This is a genomic window from Microbacterium sp. R1 (assembly GCF_015159725.1).
GTDB classification, from domain to species: Bacteria; Actinomycetota; Actinomycetes; order Actinomycetales; family Microbacteriaceae; genus Microbacterium; species Microbacterium oxydans.
Map to the genome: position 1 here is coordinate 1,371,921 of NZ_JADDUD010000001.1, position 21,595 is coordinate 1,393,515.

Annotated in this window: 18 protein-coding genes; 12 read left to right on the top strand and 6 right to left on the bottom strand. The window is 67.2% G+C overall.

Features of this window, described 5'->3' with window-relative positions:
• Positions 1–70: 70 nt before the first annotated feature.
• On the top strand, positions 71–1,144 hold the full coding sequence (locus ILP86_RS06840; RefSeq protein ID WP_193761662.1) for a glycosyltransferase: 1,074 nt from the start codon (positions 71–73) through the stop codon (positions 1,142–1,144).
• A 1-nt stretch (position 1,145) separates the two neighbouring features.
• Here the strand turns inward: ILP86_RS06840 and ILP86_RS06845 are convergent, their stop codons facing one another.
• Positions 1,146–1,895, bottom strand: coding sequence for an ABC transporter ATP-binding protein (locus ILP86_RS06845; RefSeq protein ID WP_193761663.1), 750 nt, complete (start codon positions 1,893–1,895; stop codon positions 1,146–1,148).
• The gene (locus ILP86_RS06850; RefSeq protein WP_113680200.1) at positions 1,879–2,748 is read right to left on the bottom strand and encodes an ABC transporter permease; all 870 of its coding nucleotides are present in this window, start codon (positions 2,746–2,748) and stop codon (positions 1,879–1,881) included. Before ILP86_RS06850 ends, ILP86_RS06845 begins: the two co-directional genes overlap by 17 nt.
• A gap of 275 nt (positions 2,749–3,023) precedes the next feature.
• On the opposite strand from ILP86_RS06850, the gene ILP86_RS06855 reads away from it, so the two are divergent.
• From ILP86_RS06855 to ILP86_RS06865, 3 genes are read left to right on the top strand one after another with little or no spacing between them, the layout of a single operon-like run.
• Positions 3,024–4,634: a glycosyltransferase gene (locus tag ILP86_RS06855; protein WP_193761664.1), complete on the top strand. Its 1,611-nt coding sequence runs from the start codon at positions 3,024–3,026 to the stop codon at positions 4,632–4,634.
• The gene (locus tag ILP86_RS06860) at positions 4,631–5,530 is read left to right on the top strand and encodes a glycosyltransferase family 2 protein (RefSeq protein WP_230977845.1); all 900 of its coding nucleotides are present in this window, start codon (positions 4,631–4,633) and stop codon (positions 5,528–5,530) included. The genes ILP86_RS06855 and ILP86_RS06860 overlap by 4 nt, the downstream gene beginning before the upstream one ends.
• Entirely contained in the window at positions 5,527–7,452 is a 1,926-nt protein-coding gene (locus ILP86_RS06865; RefSeq protein WP_179515923.1) for a DUF6541 family protein, read from the top strand. Before ILP86_RS06860 ends, ILP86_RS06865 begins: the two co-directional genes overlap by 4 nt.
• Here the strand turns inward: ILP86_RS06865 and ILP86_RS06870 are convergent.
• Positions 7,436–8,686: a glycosyltransferase gene (locus tag ILP86_RS06870; protein ID WP_113680197.1), complete on the bottom strand. Its 1,251-nt coding sequence runs from the start codon at positions 8,684–8,686 to the stop codon at positions 7,436–7,438. The two genes, ILP86_RS06865 and ILP86_RS06870, sit on opposite strands and share 17 nt — an antisense overlap.
• A gap of 54 nt (positions 8,687–8,740) precedes the next feature.
• On the opposite strand from ILP86_RS06870, the gene ILP86_RS06875 reads away from it, so the two are divergent.
• Together ILP86_RS06875 and ILP86_RS06880 are read left to right on the top strand one after the other, a co-directional pair.
• Positions 8,741–9,589, top strand: a complete 849-nt coding sequence (locus ILP86_RS06875; protein ID WP_193761665.1) for a glycosyltransferase family 2 protein — start codon at positions 8,741–8,743, stop codon at positions 9,587–9,589.
• Positions 9,582–10,505, top strand: a complete 924-nt coding sequence (locus ILP86_RS06880; RefSeq protein WP_218867326.1) for a glycosyltransferase family 2 protein — start codon at positions 9,582–9,584, stop codon at positions 10,503–10,505. The genes ILP86_RS06875 and ILP86_RS06880 overlap by 8 nt, the downstream gene beginning before the upstream one ends.
• A 3-nt stretch (positions 10,506–10,508) precedes the next feature.
• Here the strand turns inward: ILP86_RS06880 and ILP86_RS06885 are convergent, their stop codons facing one another.
• Genes ILP86_RS06885 through ILP86_RS06895 form a run of 3 tightly spaced genes read right to left on the bottom strand, consistent with a single transcriptional unit; the run spans position 10,509 to position 13,757 of the window.
• The gene (locus tag ILP86_RS06885; RefSeq protein ID WP_061015322.1) at positions 10,509–10,901 is read right to left on the bottom strand and encodes a DUF2304 domain-containing protein; all 393 of its coding nucleotides are present in this window, start codon (positions 10,899–10,901) and stop codon (positions 10,509–10,511) included.
• An 11-nt stretch (positions 10,902–10,912) separates the two neighbouring features.
• Positions 10,913–11,650, bottom strand: a complete 738-nt coding sequence (locus tag ILP86_RS06890; RefSeq protein ID WP_058632609.1) for a glycosyltransferase family 2 protein — start codon at positions 11,648–11,650, stop codon at positions 10,913–10,915.
• Positions 11,651–11,687: 37 nt separating this feature from the next.
• A complete protein-coding gene (locus tag ILP86_RS06895) occupies positions 11,688–13,757 on the bottom strand; it encodes a hypothetical protein (RefSeq protein ID WP_179515924.1) in 2,070 nt (689 codons plus the stop codon).
• Positions 13,758–13,860: 103 nt separating this feature from the next.
• Between ILP86_RS06895 and rfbA the strand changes: the two genes are divergently transcribed.
• The 6 genes from rfbA to ILP86_RS06925 all read left to right on the top strand — a co-directional run bounded on the left by rfbA (position 13,861) and on the right by ILP86_RS06925 (position 21,580).
• Positions 13,861–14,730 carry a glucose-1-phosphate thymidylyltransferase RfbA gene (gene rfbA / locus ILP86_RS06900; protein WP_058632643.1) on the top strand — a complete coding sequence of 290 codons (870 nt, stop codon included), beginning with the start codon at positions 13,861–13,863 and terminating at the stop codon, positions 14,728–14,730.
• Positions 14,730–15,728: a dTDP-glucose 4,6-dehydratase gene (rfbB, locus tag ILP86_RS06905; protein WP_141370958.1), complete on the top strand. Its 999-nt coding sequence runs from the start codon at positions 14,730–14,732 to the stop codon at positions 15,726–15,728. Before rfbA ends, rfbB begins: the two co-directional genes overlap by 1 nt.
• Positions 15,729–15,733: 5 nt before the next feature.
• Positions 15,734–17,149, top strand: coding sequence for a bifunctional dTDP-4-dehydrorhamnose 3,5-epimerase family protein/NAD(P)-dependent oxidoreductase (locus ILP86_RS06910; RefSeq protein ID WP_230977849.1), 1,416 nt, complete (start codon positions 15,734–15,736; stop codon positions 17,147–17,149).
• Positions 17,146–19,290: an acyltransferase family protein gene (locus ILP86_RS06915; protein ID WP_193761666.1), complete on the top strand. Its 2,145-nt coding sequence runs from the start codon at positions 17,146–17,148 to the stop codon at positions 19,288–19,290. Before ILP86_RS06910 ends, ILP86_RS06915 begins: the two co-directional genes overlap by 4 nt.
• 134 nt (positions 19,291–19,424) lie before the next feature.
• A complete protein-coding gene (locus ILP86_RS06920) occupies positions 19,425–20,318 on the top strand; it encodes a glycosyltransferase (RefSeq protein ID WP_170224315.1) in 894 nt (297 codons plus the stop codon).
• The gene (locus tag ILP86_RS06925) at positions 20,315–21,580 is read left to right on the top strand and encodes a lipopolysaccharide biosynthesis protein (RefSeq protein WP_179515926.1); all 1,266 of its coding nucleotides are present in this window, start codon (positions 20,315–20,317) and stop codon (positions 21,578–21,580) included. Before ILP86_RS06920 ends, ILP86_RS06925 begins: the two co-directional genes overlap by 4 nt.
• Positions 21,581–21,595 lie beyond the last annotated feature (15 nt).

A 21,595-nucleotide genomic window follows, 5' to 3' on the forward strand; every position in this document is an offset into this window, starting at 1 on the left:
ACGCTGACATTCGCGCGTCTCCGGCTGTGTGCTCCGCGGGGGAGAGGTATGGCGAGGATAGCCTGGGGCCATGGGTGCTCGGCTACGCGTTGTTCTGGATCAGCTCGCGAGCGTCGTCGATCCCGACCACGCCGAGGCAGCGGTCGGGCTGGTCGGCGGTCTGGTCGCCACGGCGCCGTCGGGATGCGCGGTCGATGCGATCGTCCCCGCAGGTGCTTCCGTGCCGGTGGCGGGGGTCGCCGACGTGCGCACGCTCGCCATGGGGCGGCGTGAGCTCGCCGCGGCCTGGCAGCTCGGCATCGCCCCCGGTGTCGGCGGAGGGCTCATCCACTCGCCGACCCTGATGGCACCGCTCGTCCGACACGACCGGCTTCACGACAACGATCAGACGACCGTCACGGTGTGGGATCTGCGTGCCTGGGACGCTCCGGAGCAGTTGTCCAAGGGGGCCGTCGCGTGGCAGCGCGGCATGCTCAGGCGTGCCGTGAGACACGCCGACGCCGTGGTGGTGCCCTCTCATGCCGTCGCCGAGAGACTCGCCGAGCTCGCGAAGCTCGGCGACCGCATCCGCGTGATCGCAGGTGCACCGCCGCAGGGTTTCGGCGGTGCCGGCGAGGGAGCCGCTCCCCGCGGTTTACTGTCGCCTACCGGCGGGTATCTGGTGCTCACAGGGTCTGTCGCCGAAGCGGCGGAAGGCTTCCGCGGAGCGGTGGCGGCCGGTCTCGATGCCATCGTCATCGATGCACCGGAGGGATCCGAGCCCCGCTACGTGGAGGCGGCCTCCGCGTCGGGACTCCCGGAGCGCCGCGTGCATGTGCGAGGCGCCCTCTCGGCCGAAGACCGTGCTGGTGTCCTCGAGGGTGCCTCTGCGTATGTGGCCGCCGACGCCACGGCAGGGTGGCCCTGGCGTGCCGTGGAGGCGATGACGCTGGGACTGCCGGTCGTCGCCGTCGACAGCGGTTCGCATCGTGATGTCATCTCTGACGGCGGGCGGATCGTCCCCGTCGATGCGATCGCGGAGGCGGTCGAGGATGCGGCAGGCGGATCCGCCGAACGCCTCAAGGTGCTCGCGTCCGATCGGTCGCGAGCCTTCTCCTGGGCGAGTTCAGCCGAACGCCTCTGGGGACTGCACGCGGACCTCTGAATCAGGCTCGCATCAGTTCGACGGCGTCCTTGCTCGGACCGTCGAAGTGCACCTTCCCGCCCTTGAGCAGGATGCCGCGCTCGCAGAGATTCGACACCATGTTGAGGTCGTGGCTCACGACGACGAGGGTCTTCCCCTGCGCGTGCAGCTCTCGGACGCGGGCGAGGCACTTCTTCTGGAAAGGCTCGTCGCCCACCGAGAGGATCTCGTCGATGAGGAGCACATCCATCTCGGTGTGGATCGCCACGGAGAAGGCCAGGCGCAGGAACATCCCGGAGGAGTAGTGCTTGACCTCGGTGTCGATGAACTTCTCGATCTCGCTGAAGGCGACGATCTCGTCGTAGCGAGCCTCGGTCTCCTTCTTGCTCATGCCGAGAATCGCGGCATTCAGGAAGACGTTCTCCCTGCCGGATAGATCGGGGTGGAAGCCGGCGCCGACCTCGATGAGTCCGGCCACTCGACCACGCGTGAGGGCGGTGCCCGTGTCGGGCTCGAGCACTCCGGAGATCAGCTTGAGCATGGTCGACTTGCCGGAGCCGTTGAATCCGAGGAGCGCGACCGACTCGCCCTCGCCGATCTCGAACGACACTCCGTCGAGGGCGTGGAAGTTCGTCGTGAGCGGCTTACGGCGGATGGCAGCGAGGGCTGTCTCCTTGATCGAATGCGTGTGACGAAGCTTGAAGGTCTTGTGCACGTCGTCGATCACGACGCGGGGCAGCGTCTGCGTCAGGGGCTCAGAGATCTTGGGCAAAACGGCCCTCCAGTCGGCGGAAGACGAGCTGGCCGATGACCAGCGCGGCGAGAGACGTCACGAGGGCGATCAGCCCGTACATCCAGAGGTCGGGGAGAGGGGAGGCGTTGTCGGGGCCGAGGGGGAACCAGATGCCGTAGTGGAACAGCTCGACGGCCGCCGTGATCGGGTTCAGTCGGTAGAGAACGAAGAGCCACTCCGGTGCGACACGGGCCACCTGCGTCCACTCGTACATGACGGGCGACGCCCAGATCGCGACCATGACGATGATCTCGACGAAGCTCTGCGCGTCGCGGAACGTGACGTTGATCGCGCCGAAGAACAGCCCGAGACCACTCGCCAGCACGGCGATGATCACCAGCGAGAGCACGATCGCGGCCACCGACGCCAGGGAAGGCGCCCACCCGAAGAAGAGGGAGATCCCCACGACGACGATGATCTGCGGAACCGTGTTGACGGCGGCGATCATCATGCTCGCGATGGGGAACATCTCACGGGGCAGATAGATCTTCTTGATGAGCGCCGCATTGTCGACGAGGGAGCGCGTGCCGTTCGAGAAGGCCTCGTTGAAGAAGGTGACGACCGTGATCCCCGACAGCAGATAGATCGGGAAGAACTCGACTCGATCGTTCAGACCGAGGAAGACGCCGATGGCGACGAAGAAGACGACGAACTGGACGAGCGGCTTCACGTACGACCAGAGCCAGCCGAAGATGGAGCCCCGGTACCTGATCTGCACTTCCTTCCGCACGATGAGCGAGAGGAGATAGCGCTGTCGGAAGACTTCGAGAAGTCCTCGATTCGCGCCGGGGGTCGTCAACCTCTGCGCCTCGAGCGTGCGAGCCTGTTGCACCGCGGATCCACCTTCCGTATGCGCCGACCGTCTCGCGCGCACCGGAGACAATCATACGAGTGACTCTGGGCGCTACCTGGCAACCAGGAGGGACCGGATGCCCGCCGTGGTGGCACAGCCGAGACCCAGGGTGACGCCTGGTGTCGCTGATAGGCTCGCCGAGGTCTGTGCGTCCGTCGATCCGAAAGCAACAGGTACTCGTGACACTTCTCCAAGCTCTCGATCAACCCGCCCTCTTTCGCTTCTCGGACGAGCGGACGGGAACGGAATTCTCCTTGCGGGAGCGTCGTCTGCTGGTGGGGGCGCTGAACTTCCACGCCCTGATGGCGCCGGAGCGGGAACTCCGCGTGCATCTCTACGACGGCACGCGTGAGACGCCGCCGCGGCTCACGGATGACAGCACCTTCGACGGCATGTCGCGGTTCAACAGGCATCGTCTGACGACTTTCGATGTCGTCAGCACGGTCGCACCGGAGAACCGCACGATTCTCCCTTCCGAGGCCGTGTCCGCCGCACTCACGGCTTCGCACACACGGCACCTGCACGTCTCGGCCGACGTGGTGTTGGAGTCCGATCCCTATCAGATGCCGCGCCAGGACCTTATCGGCCGTGTCGCACGGCAGGTGAAGGCCCGGGCGCCCCTCTTCTACGACGACCTCCGCGATCTGTCGCTTCTCCGGTTCCGTCGCCAGCTGCACACGCCGGTGCAGCGCCGTCAGTACGCATCGGAGTTCCGTCCGGGCGAACTCCATGAGGACGACGTCATCGTCCCTGCCGCGCAGACGCCCGCCGGCGCGCAGAAGGCCGTGATCATCGGTCTGCACTGGTTCCAGCTCGGAGGGGCAGAGCTCTGGGCCTTCGAAACCGTCCGACTCGTGCGCGAGGCCGGCTTCCTGCCCATCGTCCTGACGAACCGTGACTCCCATCAGCCGTGGATCACGAGGCCGGAACTCGACGGCGCGCTGCTCATCCCGTTCTCCGAGCCCACGGTCGAATCGCAGACTCCCGGTATCGAGCCGCTGCTGCGAGCTCTGCTGCGCACGTTCGACGTGCGCGGCGTCGTGATCCACCACAACCAGTGGCTGTATGACCGCATCGCGTGGATCGTCGCCTCCCGGCCGGGCATCCCGATCATCGACAGCACTCACATCGTCGAGTACCGAGGGGGCGGATATCCGCTCAGCAGCGCGATCGCGGCCGAGTCCCTGACGAAGCACCATGTCATATCTCCCAGCCTCGCGCGCTGGATGACCGAGGTGCAGGGCATCCCCTCCGAGAAGGTCGTGATGGCTCCGCTGGGCGGACTCACGGTCAAGCCGAAGGATGCCGTCTTCCGGTCCAGGGCTGAGGGGGAGACCTTCACCATCGCTTTCGTCGGCCGGCTGGCAAGACAGAAGGCACCGGAGGTCTTCGTCGCGATGGCCGCTCGCCTCAAGCGCCAGGGCTATTCGGTGCGGTACATCCTTCACGGCGACGGCGAGCTCGCCGGGTGGGTGGACGACATCATCGCCGCAGCGGACATGACCGATGACATCGTCCGTCGCACCTCTCTGACGCCGGTCTCCGAGACGCTCGACGAAGCGCACGTCCTCGTGGTCTCGTCCCACAACGAGGGGCTCACGCTGACGACGCTGGAGGCGATCGCGCACGGTGTGCCCGTCGTCTCGACAGATGTCGGCGCTCAGCGCGACATCATCCCCGCTCCCGCTCTCGTGCCACGTTTCGCACACCGTGCGGCACGGCGACTCGCAGATGCCGTCGCGCCGCTCATCGGCGACGAGAAGGCCAGGGAGTCGCTCTGGCGCAAGGAGCGCAAGGCGGAGAAGAAGCTGCTGTCGCAGCCGTCCGCGAGTTCATGGTTCAAGGAAGAGGTGAGCTCGTGGTGAGCGTCGCAGCGGTGGTCGTCACATTCAATCGGCTGGAGAAGCTCAAGACGGTCCTCGCCTCCATCGCCGCGCAGACGCACCCGGTGGAGACGCTGTTCGTGATCGACAACGCCTCGACCGACGGTACCGCTGAGTACCTGGCGGGCCTCGAGCTCCCGGTGCCCGTCGAGGTCGTCACCATGGCGACCAACTCGGGAGGAGCCGGTGGATTCACCGAGGGTATGCGCCGGGGGTACGCTTCCGGTGCCGATCACGTCTGGATCATGGACGACGACTGCTACCCGAAGCCGGATGCGCTCGCCGCATTGATCGCAGGATTCGATGGTGCCGTGTCGGAGCTCGGCCCCGACGTGCCGTTCGCCTGCTCGGTCGTGGAGTTCACGGACGGCAGCATCTGCGAGATGAACAATCCCGTTCCGACGTGGGACTGGGGACGGCTCCTGGTCAAGGGCCAGCAGAACGTGATGGTCACCGCGTGCTCGTTCGTCTCCGTGCTGATCCCGCGGTGGGCGATCGCCGAATACGGCTTCCCTTACGCGGAGTACTTCATCTGGTTCGACGACCGTGAGTACACGTTGCGTCTGACCGCCCGCTGCCCCGGAGTGCAGGTGCTCGACAGCTCGGTGATCCATGACATGGGCGACAACCGCGGCGTGAACTTCGCGATGGTCGACCGGAAGAGCCTGTGGAAGTTCGCCTACGGCGTGCGCAACGAAGCGTCGTGGCAGCTGCACCACCGCGGACTCCTGCATTTCCTCGAGTTCGGCGCCCGGCTGTTCGTCAGCCTGCACCGCGGAAAGGTCTCCCTCGACCTTCGCGCTCGCCTCCTCGGCAAGTGGCTGCAGGGGATCACCTTCAACCCCAAGGTGCGGTATCCCGAGGCGGAAGACGCGTGAGCTGGCTGGGGGCGGCGCCTGTCATCCTCATCTCGGTAGCCCTTCTCTTCCTCCCCGGATACCTCGTCGCCAGGGCTCTCTCGCTGCGAGGGCTCTGGGCGTGGGGCGTCGCCGCTCCGGCGTCGGTGAGCGTCATCGTGCTCGCGTCGCTGGGGTCAGGCCTGCTCGGTATCCCGTGGTCGGTGCTCCCGGTGCTCGTCACCGCACTCGGCCTGGCGATCGTCGCGTACCTCGTCGCCCGATTCACCCGCGCCCGTGGGTCGGTGGGCAAGGTCTCGCGCCGCACGGCCATGATCGCGGCGTCGTTCGTGGTCGCGGCGATCCTGTTCGGACTTCAGATCGCGCTCGTGGTGGGCGCACCGGAGAACATCTCCCAGACGTTCGACAACGTCTTCCACCTGAATGCCGTCCGGTACATCCTCGACACTGAGAACGCCTCTCCGATGAGCGTGGGCGGCATGACGAGTGCACCAGGAGCGTCGGCGTTCTATCCGGCAGCCTGGCACTCGATCGTCGCGCTCGTCGTCCAGCTCACCGGCACGACCATCATGGTCGCCACGAACGCGGTGACGATCGCGACCGCCGCCGTGGTGTGGCCCGCCACGGTCGCGCTCCTCACGGTGGTGCTCTTCGGGAGGCGACTGACGATCGTCGTCGGCGCAGTCCTGCTGAGCGGGCTCCTCCCGGCGTTCCCGCTGCTGATGCTCGATTACGGTGTGCTCTATCCCTACCTGCTCGGCGTGAGTCTCGTGCCGGCGGCGCTCGCTGCCGTCATCCAGCTCGTGCGGCTCCACGGCGATGATGATCGGATTCCGGACGCCGTACTCGTCCTGCTCGTGCTCGGACTGATCCCCGGTATCGCCGTCGCGCACCCTGGGGCGCTCGTCGCGCTGATCATCCTCTCCATGATCGCGGTCTCCCTCGCCTTCATCGGATTCCTCCGCACCCGTCCGGAGCGTCGCCGGGTGATCATCACCTCGATCGGGTTCGGCGTGCTCGCTCTCGTGAGCTTCATCGCGTGGCGTGTGCTGCGTCCGCCGCTCGAAGCGCGCGGCTGGCCGACAGAGCAGACCATCAGCCAGGCGCTCGGTCAGGCACTCACCCTCTCCCCGCGCTACCAGCTGATCCCTCTGCTGATGGCGGTGCTGTTCGTCGTCGGCGTGGTCGTCGTCGCGAAGCGTCGGCAACGCGCGGACGTCGTCGCCCTCGCCCTCATGCTCGCCGTCACCGTGCTCTTCGTGGTCGCCAGCGCGATGCCGTTCCAGCCGTTGCGCGACCTCATGACGGCGGCCTGGTACAACAACGCTCCGCGCCTGGCGGCGCTTCTGCCCATCATGGCGGTACCGCTCGCGGCGGTCGGGGCTGCATGGGTGCTGGCCTGGGTGCGTCTGAAAGTGGGAGCCCCGTCTGTGCGGCGGTCCGTCGTCGTCGGGATGTCCGTGGGGGCCGTGGTGCTCCTCGCCGGCCAGGCGCTGGCGATGGCGCAGGCGATGACCGCCGCTGCCGTGGCATACCGATACACCGAGACATCGCCTCTCATCTCGACGGATGAGCGCGCTCTGCTGGAGCGGCTTCCCGATGAGGTGCCCGACGACGCGCTCATCATCGGCTCCCCGTGGACAGGGACCGGGATGGCTTACGCCTATGCCGACCGCGAGGTCGTCATGCCGCACATCCTGATGGGGATGAGCCCCGACGAGCAGGAGATCATGGACGAGCTCTCCCGGCGCGGATCGGAAGCGCAGGTCTGCGACGCGGTCGAGCGGTCAGGGGTCGACTATGTGCTCGACTTCGGCTCGCAGGAGATCCACGGCGACGAGCATCGTTATCGTGGTCTCGAGCGACTCGGGCGATCCGATCTGGTCACCGAGATCGACGCCGAAGGTGACGCCGTCCTCTACCAGATCACCGGCTGCGACTGACGTCCCCCTGCGGCTGAGCGTCCAGAAGCGCGGCGTAGACACCTCTGAGCCTGTCGCGGAACGCGTCGAGACCGTACACGGACACGGCCCAGGCCCTGGCCGCGATCGCCGTGTCCTCGCCGGCTCCCCGCAGCGCACTGATCACGGCGTCTGCGAAGGCGTCGGGATCGTCGACGACCGCGTGGAGGAGGTCTGCCCCCTCGATTCCCTCCGCACCGACGGAAGTCGTCACAGCCGGGATGCCCCACATCATCGCGTCGATCGTCTTGAACTTCACTCCGGCGCCGTTGAGCAGCGGCACGACGCAGACATCGGCATCGGAATACACGTCGTCGAAGGAATCGACGGCTCCGGTCACCTCGACTCCATCGGAGCGGGACGCTGCCGCGCGAAGTGCCGCGCTCGGATTCGCCCCGACGATCCGGAAGCGGGCATCGGGTAGCGTCTCGGATACACGCGGCCAGACGGCGGACAGGAACCAGCGCGCAGCTTCGTCGTTGTCCGGCCTGTTCATCGCGCCGGTGAAGACGACCGTCGTGTTCCGGCGACCCCGCTGACGAGCGGGAGGCACGGGGAAACCGGGATGGACCACCACCGGCGCGGACGAGGGCGAGAGCTCGCGGACCAGGGCGGCGTCCTTCTCGCTGAACGTGATCACGGCATCCACGTCGTCGAACGAGCGACGCTCACGGCGCCTGCTCGCCCGAGCGGCGGCCGAGAACGCCATCTTCTTCAGCGGGTTCGTCGCCTGCTCGGCTGCGCGGTCCCAGCGCTGCGTGATGACATCGTGAGCGATGATGACGGTCTTCGCTCCGGGAGCCAGACGGCGCACGGTGCGGGTGAGGCTCGACATCTCCGACCACTGGTACTCGACGATGTCTGCTGCGGACAGGACCACACGCGAAGGCGCGTCGTTCGCCAGCGCACGGCGGAACCACGGGTGCGCGCTGCTTCCCGTGACGACGGACTGAAGATCGGCGAGGGGCTTGCCGGCGTCCGTCGACAGGAGGCTCCTGCTCTGCAACAGCCGGTAGTCCAGGTCGGGCTCGGTCGCGGACGCATCGCGGTTCAGGCGTGTCGATGGGGCGACGACGTGGATCGTGAACATGTCGCGGAGCGCTCGATAGTGCTGCAGTGCGTATTGGCCTCCCGCATGACGGATACCCTCGAAGGGCAGGTACTTCGAGACGCTGACCAGGGATGGGCGAGCGGGCGGATCGGACGGTCTGGACATGTTAGCTAGCCTAGGCGTCGTTGCCTTCAGGCGACTGAAGGAGGAATCACGCCAATGAGCGACTATGCCGCGCTGGTCATCGGATATCGACGCCCAGACCTGGTCAGGGACGTGCTCGCGCGCTTGGACTCTCAGGAGGCGCCGTGCGCTCAGGTCATCATCGTGGACAACGGCGGCGATCTGCCTGATGACGTGCTGACGGATGTGAACGGGAGACCACCTGTGATGATCCGACGGGGTGACAACCCCGGGTACGGGGCAGCCGTCAACCTGGCTCTCGACGTGTGTGAGCAGCGAGGGATCGAGAATCTGCTCGTGCTGACGCATGATGCCTGGTTCGAGGAGGACCTCAGCGCGCGTATGCTCGATGCCCTCGATCGTCTTCCGGACGTGGGCGCGGTCGCGCCGACCCTGTACTGGGTGTCCAGGCCCGATGTCGTGTTCTCCGCGGGTGGAGTCCTCACCAAGGGCGGGCGTGCCTATCACCATGTGACCGCCCCCGCCTCCGGATCCCGCGATGTCGACTGGGTCGACGGTGCGGTCGTGATGTACCGCACCCGTGCGCTCCGCGAGATCGGCGGCATGGAGGAGATGTACTTCCTGTACTTCGAGGATGTCGATACGGGGTGGGCGCTCAGAAGGCACGGCTGGCGGACCGTGGTGCTCGATGTGCGCGCCGCGCAGGAGCCCGGAGCCCATCCGCTGCGACTCGGGGTCCGGAACATGGCGCTGTTCGCGCGCAAGGCCGGGCTCGGCAGGGTGCGCAGCTCGCTCGCGCTCGGTCGTCGGGCGGCGGAGGAGCTCATCGTCGGATGGCGCAGGACAGGACGGGTGCCGGTGGGGGATGCCTTGGCCGGTTGGCGAGATGCCAGGGCCGGCCGCACCGGGAAGATCGATGACTGAGCCCGGCCGTGTGACGATCGACGTCATGCTGCCCTACTACAGTCACCCGGATTCGGCGTGGGAGGCGATCCGGTCGGTCCTCGAGCAGACGAGCGACTCCTGGCGGCTCGTCTGTGTCGACGACGCGTACCCCGGTGATCCGATCCGAGAGCGTCTCGAAGCGCTCGGCGACCCGCGAGTGGTGTACGTCAGGAACGAGCAGAACCTCGGGTTGGCGAAGAACTTCAACCGCTGTCTCGATCTGGTCGAAGCGCCCTACTTCGTGATGATGGGGGATGACGACCGGATGCATCCGGACTACATCGGCGTGATGTCACGGCTCATCGCCGACAATCCCGGGGTGGACGTGTTCCAGCCGGGAGTGAGCGTCATCGATGAGTCGGGCCGACACGTTCTGCCCCTTGCGGATCGCGTGAAGCGCTGGGTACGGCCGCGGGTGGGGGAGGGCGGCCGGATCCTCGACGCTCGGCACATGGCGGAGAGCCTGATCCGAGCGGACTGGGCGTACTTCCCGTCGATCGTCTGGAAGAGCGAGGTGGCGCGCGCCCACGGTTTCGATGATCACTGGGCGGTCGCGCTCGATCTCGGGCTTCTCCTGGACATCGCACTGGACGGCGGGTCGATGCTGGTGACCGACGACGTGGTCTTCGACTATCGCAGGCACATGAGCTCCGTGTCGTCGGTCACGGCCGCGTCGGGCAGCCGCTTCGAGCAGGAAGCCGCGTTCTTCGACGAGTACGCCGCGCGGATGAAGGCCAACGGCTGGGCGCGGGCGGCCAGGATCGGTCGGCGACGGTGCATCTCCCGACTCAACGCCGCGAGCGAGATGGTCGCTGCGCTCGCAGGTGGAGACCTCGCTCGGGCTCGACGCCTGTTCCTGGCCGCGGTCAGGCCCAGCGGCGCAGTGAGGCGCTGACGGTCAGCTTCGCGGACCGCCGTCGAGCTCCTCCAGTCGAGCTTCGAGCGCGCTCAACCGATGCTGGACCTCGATGATGTGCGTCTCGGCGAGACCCGCCTCCTCGGCGAGGACTCTGATCTCCTCCTCCGATGTCGACAGCTCCCACGAGAGATGGAGGGCGACACCGAGCAGGAGCAGGATGGCGAGCAGGAAGAAGAGGTTCGCAGGCAGCTCGACTCCGAGCACCCCCGTGAGCCAGAAGAGCAACTGCGGGAACACCGATGCGACGAGGGCGGCGACGCCGATCAGGAGCCACAGCACCGCGTACTTCTCGCGGAGGCGCCGTGTCAACAGCATCCAGAGGATGAACGACAGCAGAGCGATGGACAGCACGAGTGCGCCGAGAACAACCATGGGGTGCCTTCCTACGCTGACACGACGGGGGACGGGGCGGAGGAGCGTCGGATCGGACGTCGGACGATGGCCAAGGTCAGGGCGAAGACCGATCGCAGCAGGTAGACGGATGCCGAGAGCGGCCCCTGGCTGGGCTTTCCGTGCAGGCGCGGACGCATCGCGACCGGAACCTGGGTGACCGTCAGCCCTGCGTGCACTGCTGCGACGAGGGAGTCGAGCGTGTCGCCGAGGTACTCCGCGGGGTAGTAGGTGATGTACTGGGCGATCGCCCGGCGGTTGGCTGCGCGGAAGCCGCTCGTCACGTCGGTCAGCGTGGCGCCGGAGACGCGGGACACCGTCCGTGCGAGCACGCGCATCGCCCACCGGCGAGGACCCCGGGCGACGTAGTCGCCGACCTCGGCGAATCGCGCGCCGATGGAGATGTCGGCGTGCTCGAGCCCTGCGAGCACGCGATCGATGTCCTGCGGGTTGTGCTGGCCGTCGGCATCGACCTGGATGACGCGGCTGTAGCCGTGACGCGCGGCGTACAGGAACCCCGCACGCATCGCGCCGCCGACGCCCAGGTTGAACGGCAGCCGCACCACGCGTGCACCCGCGGCATCGGCGACCGCGCCCGTCGCGTCGGTGGACCCGTCATCGATGACCAGCACGTCGTACGTGGGGCATGCAGCGGTGATCTCGCGGACCGTCGTCGGGATGTTCTGCGCTTCGTTCCAGGCGGGGACGATGATCAGCGTGGTTTCTGGCATGATGTCTGAGCCTACCAAGCCGACCCTGACGGCGACCCTAGGCGGTCGGAGCGCCGACAGGCATCACCGGCGCGAGTCTGGCCGGGATGGTCGCGATCGTCGGCGCCTTTCCGCCGCCGATCCTCAGCAGGGCCTCGTAGGTCGTGATGTGCGAGAGCTGCGAGCCGTTCCACCGGAAGACCCTGCCGTCGCCGGCGAACTGCACGACGGTTCCCGAGGGGATCATCGGCTTGGTGACGCCGAGCACGCCCACGGTGGCGTCCTTCCACCCGACCAGGCGGATGGTGCCTCCCGAGAGGGTGACCAGGTCCGAGTACGACGAGACGTACTGCAGCTGGCCGTCGAGCAGACGGTACACCTCGCCCCGTTCGTCGGTGCGGATGAAGAACGGCTGGGCGGTCGGCGTGTTGTTCGGGGTGAACGCGGCGCAGTCCGCGGCCGTGAGGGCCGTGGTGGTGAATCGTGTCGCCGGGATGTTGCCGGAGATCCGCTGCAGGCCGGCGCTCGAGATGACATACGGCGCCGCGTCGCACGTGACGAACGGAGACAGCGTCGTGGCCGCGGGGGCGTAACCGGTGAGCGCCCCGGACGGGAGCACGGTGACCGCGGTCGACGTGCCGAACGCCGCGCCGAGTTCGAGGCTGGGGGTGTGGATGAGCGTCGTGCCCGCTGTCGCGAGGTACACGGCCGGCTTGTCGACCTCGCGCACCATCGACCGCGGCATGAGGACAACGCGCCCCTGCGGGAACTTCGCCGCCGCGCTCGGATCCATCGAGGCCACGTAGCCGAGCTTGCCCCCGGAGAGGTATCGCCAGGTCTCGACGCTGGGGACATATCTCTTCTGTCCGTTGTCGAGCGAGTAGATCTGGGTGTCGACGCCGACGTGGAAGAGGCTCCCGACATCCTCGCCGCGGGGGAACGCGTCGATGATCGCGGGCGCGAGATTCACGTAGGAATTGAAGGCGTAGCCGAAATCGAGGATCTGCTTCTCGCTGCCGAACCGGTGGCGGGTGCCGTCGGGATCGATCAGATAGAGGATCCCCTCACGGGCGTCGTGCACGTAGCGGGAGATCTGCGAACCCAGGGGGATGGTCTTGAGGTAGGAGGCCGGTACCTGGCTCACGGCACCGAGCTTCGCGGAGAACGCTCGCAGGTCCTCAGCCGTCTTGATGTGGAAGCGGTATCCGCCGGACAGCAGATACACCTCGGGGCCGTCGCCGCGCACGATCACGGAGGTGACGCGCTGCGTGCTGCCGAACCAGTCGGTGAAGTACTGGTAGAAGTTCCGGTTGCCGTAGGCAGAGCATCCGTCTCCCTCTCCGTAGCCGGCGTTGAGCGCGGCGCGGTTCGGCTGGTACGGCGTGTAGTAGTACAGCGCTGCCGTCGCGGTGTTCTCGATGTACACCGGTGCGGAACCGCAGTTCCGCTTGGGCTCCGGGTGGTACAGGATGTTCCACGTGCGGCCGGGAGCGTAGTAGGTGAACCAGCGGCCCTCGGCATAGATCTTCATCTGCCTGGCCGCGCCGTAGACCTGGTAGAAGAACCCGGAGTACGCGGGGTCACATCCTGCGGTGTCGGGGCAGCCCTGACCCATCGCGATGTTGAAGCGGCCCGCCGGTGGGTAGCTGTCGGTGACCAGCCCCTGCTCCTTCTGCAGCATCACGATGAGCACCTGCGGGTTGATGCCGCACGACTTGGAGACCTTGTCGATGATGGTCGCCGCCGATTCGTTGCCGGCACCGGCGTAGCCGTTGCAGTAGGCGTCGGCGGGACGGGTCGGGGTGTTCTGCCGGTAGTCCTTGAGGCAGACGTAGCCCGCGCGGCAGCTGGAGACCTTGCTCCGCAGGAATGAGTCGATCTGCCCGGCATTCATCGTCACGGCGTTGAAGAACACCGCGTCGGCGATGATGTTCCCCGGGCGGAACAGGGACAGGTCCGCGGTCTTGACGATGTCGGTCGCTTCGGGTGCGGATGCCGCGGCGCCGGCGGCGGGATCACCCCCTCCGGCAGCGGTCGCAGGGCTCGCGAGAAGCAGGGAGGCAGCAAAGACGACTGCGGCTGTACTCGCGATGAGGGCGCGCAGGCGTGGGGAAACTGAGCTGGTCACTTGCCTAGTGTGACGGAAAGATACAGATGATGCCACTGTGATTGAAGTGGCGCAAGCGAATCCTCCCACCGCGCTCCCCGCCGGGATGTGGCACGATATGGGGGTGAAAGGCATTATTCTCGCTGGCGGCTCCGGAACTCGACTGCACCCGATCACGATCGGAATCTCGAAGCAGCTGATCCCGGTGTACGACAAGCCGATGGTCTACTACCCGCTGTCCACTCTGATGCTCGCGGGTATCAAGGACATCCTGATCATCACGACACCGCACGATGCGGAGCAGTTCGAGCGTCTCCTCGGGGACGGCTCGCAGTTCGGCGTCAACCTGACATTCGCGCAGCAGCCCTCTCCGGACGGGCTGGCCCAGGCTTTCGTGATCGGTGCCGACTTCATCGGCGATGACAAGGTCGCGCTGGTCCTCGGAGACAATCTCCTCTACGGTCCTGGTCTCGGCACGCAGCTCAAGCGGTACACCGATGTCGAGGGCGGCGCGGTGTTCGCGTACTGGGTGGCGGAGCCGAACGCCTACGGCGTCGTGGAGTTCGACGCCGACGGTCGTGCGGTCTCCCTGGAGGAGAAGCCGGCGCAGCCGAAGAGCAACTACGCCGTACCCGGCCTCTATTTCTACGACAACGACGTCGTCGAGATCGCCCGCTCGCTCGAACCCAGCCCACGCGGGGAGTACGAGATCACCGACGTCAACCGTGCCTACCTCGAGCGCGGCGCGCTCCAGGTCGAGGTCCTGCCCCGCGGCACCGCATGGTTGGACACCGGCACGTTCGACCAGATGTCCGACGCCGGCGACTACGTGCGCACCATGGAGCGTCGCACCGGGCTCCGCATCGGTGTGCCGGAGGAGGTCGCGTGGCGTCAGGGCTTCCTCGACGACGACGAACTCCGCGAGCGCGCCGAGAAGCTCGTCAAGTCCGGTTACGGCACTTACCTCCTCGAGACCCTGGAAAGAGGTCGTTGATGTCGAACATCCTCGTCACCGGCGGTGCCGGTTTCATCGGCTCCAACTTCGTGCACTACGCCGTCGAGAACACCGACCACACGGTCACGGTGCTCGACGCGCTCACCTACGCGGGCAACCGCGCCTCGCTCGAGGGTCTGCCCGAGGACCGTGTGCGTTTCGTGCACGGCGACATCACCGACGCCGAGCTGGTGGACACGCTCACCGCCGACGCCGATGCCGTGGTGCATTACGCCGCGGAGTCCCACAACGACAACTCGCTGCACAGCCCGCGTCCGTTCCTGGACACCAACATCATCGGCACGTACACGCTCCTGGAAGCCGCGCGCCGGCACGAGACGCGCTTCCACCACATCTCGACCGACGAGGTGTACGGCGACCTCGAGCTCGACGATCCGGAGCGATTCACAGAGCAGACGCCGTACAACCCGTCTTCGCCGTATTCGTCGACGAAGGCCGGGAGCGACCTGCTGGTCCGGGCGTGGGTCCGCTCCTTCGGCGTCCAGGCGACGATCTCGAACTGCTCGAACAACTACGGCCCGTACCAGCACGTCGAGAAGTTCATCCCGCGACAGATCACGAACGTGATCCGCGGCATCCGTCCGAAGCTCTACGGCGCCGGCGAGAACGTGCGCGACTGGATCCACGCGAACGACCATTCGTCTGCGGTGCTCACCATCCTCGAGAAGGGGCGGATCGGCGAGACGTACCTCATCGGGGCCGACGGCGAGCGCAACAACAAGGAGGTCGTCGAGCTCATCCTCGAGGAGATGGGTCAGCCGCGCGACGCCTACGACCACGTCACCGACCGTGCCGGCCACGACCTGCGGTACGCGATCGACTCGACGAAGCTGCGCACCGAGCTGGGCTGGTCTCCGGAGTATGCCGACTTCGAATCCGGTCTCGCGGCGACCATCCAGTGGTACCGCGACAACGAGGCATGGTGGGCGCCGTCGAAGGACTCCACCGAGGCCTTCTACGCGACGAAGGGACAGTAGACGTCGTGAGCGACATCGAGTTCGGCAAGAAGCTCGGTCGGGCGGAGACCGGGATCCCCGGGCTGGTGATCTTCGACCTGCCAGTGCACGGTGATTCGCGCGGGTGGTTCAAGGAGAACTGGCAGCGCGAGAAGATGACAGCGCTCGGCCTGCCCGATTTCGGGCCGGTGCAGAACAACGTGTCCTTCAACGATGCCGTGGGCACCACGCGGGGCATCCACGCCGAGCCGTGGGACAAGTGGGTCTCGGTCGCCACGGGGCGGATCTTCGGCGCGTGGGTCGACCTGCGCGAGGGGCCGACTTTCGGTGCGGTCTTCACGGCCGAGCTCGACCCGTCCAGGGCGATCTTCGTTCCGCGCGGCGTCGGGAACTCGTACCAGACACTCGAGCCCGACACGGCGTACACCTACCTGGTGAACGATCACTGGTCGCCCGACGCGTCATACTCCTTCCTCAATCTCGCCGACGAGACCGCCGCGATCGCGTGGCCGATCCCGCTCTCGGAGGCCGAGGTCTCGGAGAAGGACCTCGCACACCCCCGCCTGGCGGACGTGTCGCCCATCGCTCCGCGTCGCACGCTCGTGATCGGCGCATCCGGTCAGCTCGGCTCGGCGCTGCGCGAGGAGTTCGACGGTGTGGAGAACGTCGAGTGGACGACGCGCGCCGAGATCGACCTCGGCGCGGCCGACCTGGGATCAGCGCGCCGGTGGCGCGACTACGACACCATCATCAACGCCGCCGCGTACACCGCGGTCGACCGTGCCGAGACCACGGAAGGACGCCGGGACGCGTGGGCGGTCAACGCCGCGGGACCCGCGGCGTTGGCTCGCATCGCCGCGGAGTACGGCATCACGCTCGTGCATGTCTCGAGCGACTACGTCTTCGACGGGTGGGGGGAGCGCCCGTACCGTGAAGACGATGCCGTCTGCCCGCTCGGCGTCTACGGACAGTCGAAGGCAGCGGGTGACATCGCCGTGGCCACGGCTCCGCTGCACTACATCATCCGGACATCCTGGGTGATCGGTGCAGGCAACAACTTCGTGAGGACGATGGCCTCGCTCGCCGAGAAGGGCATCGATCCGACCGTCGTCGACGACCAGCACGGTCGGCTGACCTTCGCCTCGCAGATCGCCGAGCTGATCCGCCACCTGCTCGCCGTGCGCCCCGCGCCCGGCGTGTACAACCTGACGTCGGCAGGCGACGCGGTGACCTGGGCGGACGTCGCGCGGCGTGTGTACCAGCTGACGGGCCACGACCCGTCCCGCGTCACGGGTGTCTCCACGGAGCAGTACTTCGCTTCGGCATCCGGTCCGATCGCTCCTCGGCCGCGCAACAGCGAACTCGATCTGACGCGTGTGCGTGCGGCCGGCTTCGACCCTCGCACGGGCGACGATCTGCTGCAGGAGTATCTCGGTTCGTGAGCGCTCCGCTGCCCACGGCGGCACCGCCGTCGGCCGCCCCTCGTGAGCGTGTGTTCCGCACCGACATCCAGGCTCTGCGTGCAGTCGCCATCGGGCTCGTCGTCCTGAACCACCTCTGGCCGACGCGCATCACCGGCGGCTATGTCGGCGTCGATGTCTTCTTCGTGATCTCGGGGTTCCTCATCACCGGGCACCTCGTGGGGGAGATGACACGGACCGGCGGGGTGCGGCTCGGCGCCTTCTATGCTCGCCGCATCCGCCGCCTGCTCCCGGCGGCGTTCGTCGTGCTCGCCGTCTCCCTCGTGCTGCTGATCGCGTTCCTCCCCTATCCTCGGTGGGCGCGCAACGCCTGGGAGATCGCCGCGAGCGCCGGTTACGTCGAGAACTGGTATCTCGCGGCGATGTCGGTGAACTACTCGGCACTCAACGACGCGGCGAGCATGGTGCAGCATTATTGGTCGCTCTCGGTCGAGGAGCAGTTCTACATCGTGTGGCCCCTGCTGCTGCTCGCGGCCCTGGCCGCCTCGGCGCGCCTCGGCCGAAGGTCTTCTCGGCCAGGGGGTGGCGAGCGGAGCGCCTCGAGAGCGCTGCTGCTCGTCGTCGCGACTGTCGGCGTGCTTTCGCTGGGCGCGAGCATCGTTTACACGATCCTCGCCCCGTCCCAGGCATACTTCGCGACCTTCACCCGGGGCTGGGAGTTCGCGGTCGGCGGCGCCGTCGCGCTGCTCGGTGCACGACTGCGGCTCCCGCGTATCGTCGCCCAGATCGTGAGCATCCTCGGCTTCGTGCTGATCGCCTTCTCGGCGTTCGCGTACGACCACACGACGTCCTTCCCCGGGTACGCGGCCCTGGTTCCCGTGCTGGGCACCGCTGCCGTCATCGTCGCGGGCACGTCGTACTCGCGGCTCTGGCACGCGAGAGTGACGGCGTTGCCACCCGTCCAGTGGGTCGGAGGGATCTCGTACTCGCTCTACCTCTGGCACTGGCCGCTGATCGTCGCCGCTCCGTTCGTGATCGGCGCGGAAGCCAGCACGCTCTCCAAAGTGGGCGTCCTCGCGATCTCGATCGTCCTCGCGGCCCTCACGAAGACCTTCGTCGAGGACAGGGGGCAGAAGTGGCGCTACTGGCGCACGTCGACCCGCAGAGCAGTCGGTCTCATGCTGGTCGGCATGGTCGTGATCGGCGCCCTCGTCGCCGGCGTGCTCGCCTGGTACCAGACGCGCGTGGATGCCGACCGACCTCCGGTCGAGGTCGTCGCATCGTCGTGCGAGGGTCCGCTGGCGATGGCCCCTGGGGCGGACTGCGCTGACGCGTTCGGTCCGGCGGAGTACTCGGTGATGACCTCGAAGAACGAGTACTTCTTCACGCCGCCGGAATGTGGGACGTTCCTGCCGATCCTCACATACGGAGAGAAGCAGACGACGTTGGAGTGCGACTTCTCGGGAGGCGCTTCCGACCCGAAGCAGGTCTGGCTGGTCGGCGACTCGCACGCACAGCAGTGGCAGGGGGCCATCTTCGACATCGCCAGGGAGAACAACTGGATCGTCACGACGAGCTATCTCGGCGGGTGTCCGGTGGCCGATGTCGACTTCCTCGGGTTCCGCGGTCCGTGGGGGCAGGCGGAAGCCGATCGATGCAACACCTGGTCGGACGACCTCGCCGCGACGATCCGCACGGCGAAGCCTGATCTGGTGGTCACCGCGATGGCGGCACGACAGGATCTGGTGGACGACGGCAGCGGAGCGTCCGCTTTCGAGCAGATGAGTGCGGGCCTGATCGACTATTGGACGGCGTGGGCCGACGAGGGGATCGACGTCCTGGCGATCGCGGATCCGCCGTACAACGGGGAGGTGCGCGGCGTGGACTGCGTGCTGCTGAACTCCACGGACCCTGTGGCCTGCGCGCGTCCCCGGGCGGACGCGCAGCCGGCAGACCCCGTCCTGATGGCCGGCGCCGCTGAGCGCTCGGACTCGATCACGGTGCTGGATCTGACGGATCGCTTCTGCGATGCGGAGCGATGCTATGCCGTGATCGGCGGTGTCCCCGTCTACTACGACGCCGATCACCTGAACCTGGAATACGTGCGGATGCTCGTTCCCGAGATCTCGGCGACGATCGGGAAGATCCTGTCCGATGGATGAGGACCCGGACTCGACAGAGGGATGAGGCCCCCGCTGGGCGAGCCGTCCAGCCGACCTCGGTAGGATCGTCTGGCCCGTTGCCGGCGGATGTCTCCGCTGGTCCGGTTCACCCGCCACCCCTACAGGAGCACTTGATGCCGCATCGCATAGTCGCCGTGATCCCGGTGTTCCGTGCACCCGAGAGTCTGCCGAGCACGATCGAGTCGATCCTGCGGCAGGTCGATTCCGTCGTGGTCGTCGATGACGGCTCCCGATCCGTCGACACCATCACGTTCCCGGAGCGGACCGAGGTCATCTCCGCCGAGGAGAACCGCGGTATCGCGACCGCTTTGAACACGGCGATCAGCCGGGCGCGCGAGATCGGGGCGACGCACATCCTCACGCTCGACCAGGACTCCGCTCTGGCCGACGGGCATGTCGAGCGTCTGTTGACCCGCATCGACGCAGCAGAGGCGCAGGGCGTGAACGTCGCGGCCGCCGTGCCTGGCGTCGTCGGAGGAGCGCCGGTGCTGAACGACCCGACCGGTGGCCCGTTCGATCCGATCCAATCCGGGCAACTGCTCCCGGTCGGTGCGTTCGAGGCGATCGGCGAGTTCCGCACGGACCTGTTTATCGACGCGGTCGACTCCGAGTTCACCGTGCGCGCACGCGAGGCCGGTTACCGGTTCCTCGTCGATGAGGGACTCGCGATGGAGCACGCTCTGGGGGAGGCTGTGCCGCTCTCGGTGTTCGGACGGCCGCTGGTCATCCTCGGAAAGCAGCGGCACGTGCTGTACCACGCTCCGTGGCGGACCTACTACATGGTGCGCAACAGCGTGTGGCTGTCGCGGCAGTACGGCGCGGACCACCGGGGGTGGATGAGGCGTCGCAATCGCAAGATGGCGGAGATGGTGCTGTGGGGGAGCGTCCTCGCCCCGGACCGGGTCGCGCAGCTGCGCGCCGTCCGTGCCGGCTGGCGTGATGGCAGGCGCGGCACGCTCGGTCGCATCCGGCCCGACGTGCTCGGTCGGCTCGGTCGGCGAGCGTGAGCCGGCTGGGAGCGCTGCTTCGACACGACCTGCTGCGCCGGAGCGCGCTGTTCTCGGTCTCGATCGTCGCGTCCACGGTGGTGGGCATCGTCTCGATCCCGCTGCTGATCAGCACGATCGGCACCGACGAGTGGGCGCGTCTGTTCGTGCTCCAGATCATCGGCCAGTTCGCATCGATCTTCGTCGCGTTTGGGTGGGGTGCGACGGGCCCCAGCACCGTTTCCGCGCTCCCCGCGAGCAGCCGACGGCAGTTCCTCGCCGATTCGGTCGTCGCCCGAGTGCTCCTGTTCCTCATCGTCGGTCCGCTCGCCGTGATCCTGGGCATCGTGCTCGGCGCGGATCCGCTCGCGGCCGTGCTCGCCACGATCGCCTATGCCATCCCCGGAATCGGGGCCGCGTGGTACTTCATCGGGACCAACAGGCCCGTGGCGATGCTCGTGTTCGACGCGCTGCCTGCCGTCCTGGGACAGGTCGCCGCGCTGGTCGCCGTGGTGATCGCGCCGACGTTGACCTCCTACCTCTACTGCGTCGCGTTCGCGACCGTCGCAGGCGTCGTCGGCGGTCTTCTCTTCGCACTGCGCAAGCGCGACGGAGTGCGCCTCCACCGCACGAGGGTGAAGGAGCTCGGATCGACGATGCGCGCACAGATCCCCGGGCTCGCGACGGTGCTCTTCGGCAACCTCTCGACCATGCTCCCGGTGCTCCTCGTCGACGTCTACATGAAGCCCGTCCTGCCCATCTTCGCCGCCGTCGACAAGCTGTACCGGTACGGCGTGCTCGTGCTCGCCCCCATCCTCCAGGCCGTGCAGGGGTGGGTGCCGGAAGCAGGACCGGAGCAGACCCGTCTGCGCGCAAGGGGCTCGCTGTGGGTGGGCCTGGCCGTGGGGCTGTTCGGCGGCGCATGCTTCGCGTTCCTGGCAACCCCGATCTCCATCCCCTTGACGGTGGGGAAGGCCGTCATCCCGTTCGAGATCGCGCTCATCGCGGGGATCGGCTTCGCGGGGGAGTGCGTCGCGCAGATCGTGGGTCTCGCCGGGCTCGTCGCCCTCCACAAGGAGAGAGAGCTCGCGAAGTCATCGGTCGTCGCCGCCGTCATCAGCCTCCCGCTCATGATTCCTGCCGTGCTGCTGTGGGGTCTCATCGGGATCGTCGGTGTGATCGCGGCATCCGCCGTGCTCGTCGCGACCTATCGCACGACCGTGCTGCTGCGAGCGAGCAGCGCCCGCCACCTCGCCTCGGAGACACCGCCGACCGATCATTGAGGACGTCGCGACCAC

Bases quoted from the DNA above. Each gene is read 5' to 3' on its own strand.
- ILP86_RS06840 (WP_193761662.1), top strand. From the start codon at position 71: ATGGGTGCTCGGCTACGCGTTGTTCTGGATCAGCTCGCGAGCGTCGTC.
- ILP86_RS06870 (WP_113680197.1), bottom strand. From the start codon at position 8,686: ATGTCCAGACCGTCCGATCCGCCCGCTCGCCCATCCCTGGTCAGCGTC.
- ILP86_RS06875 (WP_193761665.1), top strand. From the start codon at position 8,741: ATGAGCGACTATGCCGCGCTGGTCATCGGATATCGACGCCCAGACCTG.
- ILP86_RS06880 (WP_218867326.1), top strand. From the start codon at position 9,582: ATGACTGAGCCCGGCCGTGTGACGATCGACGTCATGCTGCCCTACTAC.
- ILP86_RS06885 (WP_061015322.1), bottom strand. From the start codon at position 10,901: ATGGTTGTTCTCGGCGCACTCGTGCTGTCCATCGCTCTGCTGTCGTTC.
- ILP86_RS06890 (WP_058632609.1), bottom strand. From the start codon at position 11,650: ATGCCAGAAACCACGCTGATCATCGTCCCCGCCTGGAACGAAGCGCAG.
- rfbB (WP_141370958.1), top strand. From the start codon at position 14,730: ATGTCGAACATCCTCGTCACCGGCGGTGCCGGTTTCATCGGCTCCAAC.
- ILP86_RS06920 (WP_170224315.1), top strand. From the start codon at position 19,425: ATGCCGCATCGCATAGTCGCCGTGATCCCGGTGTTCCGTGCACCCGAG.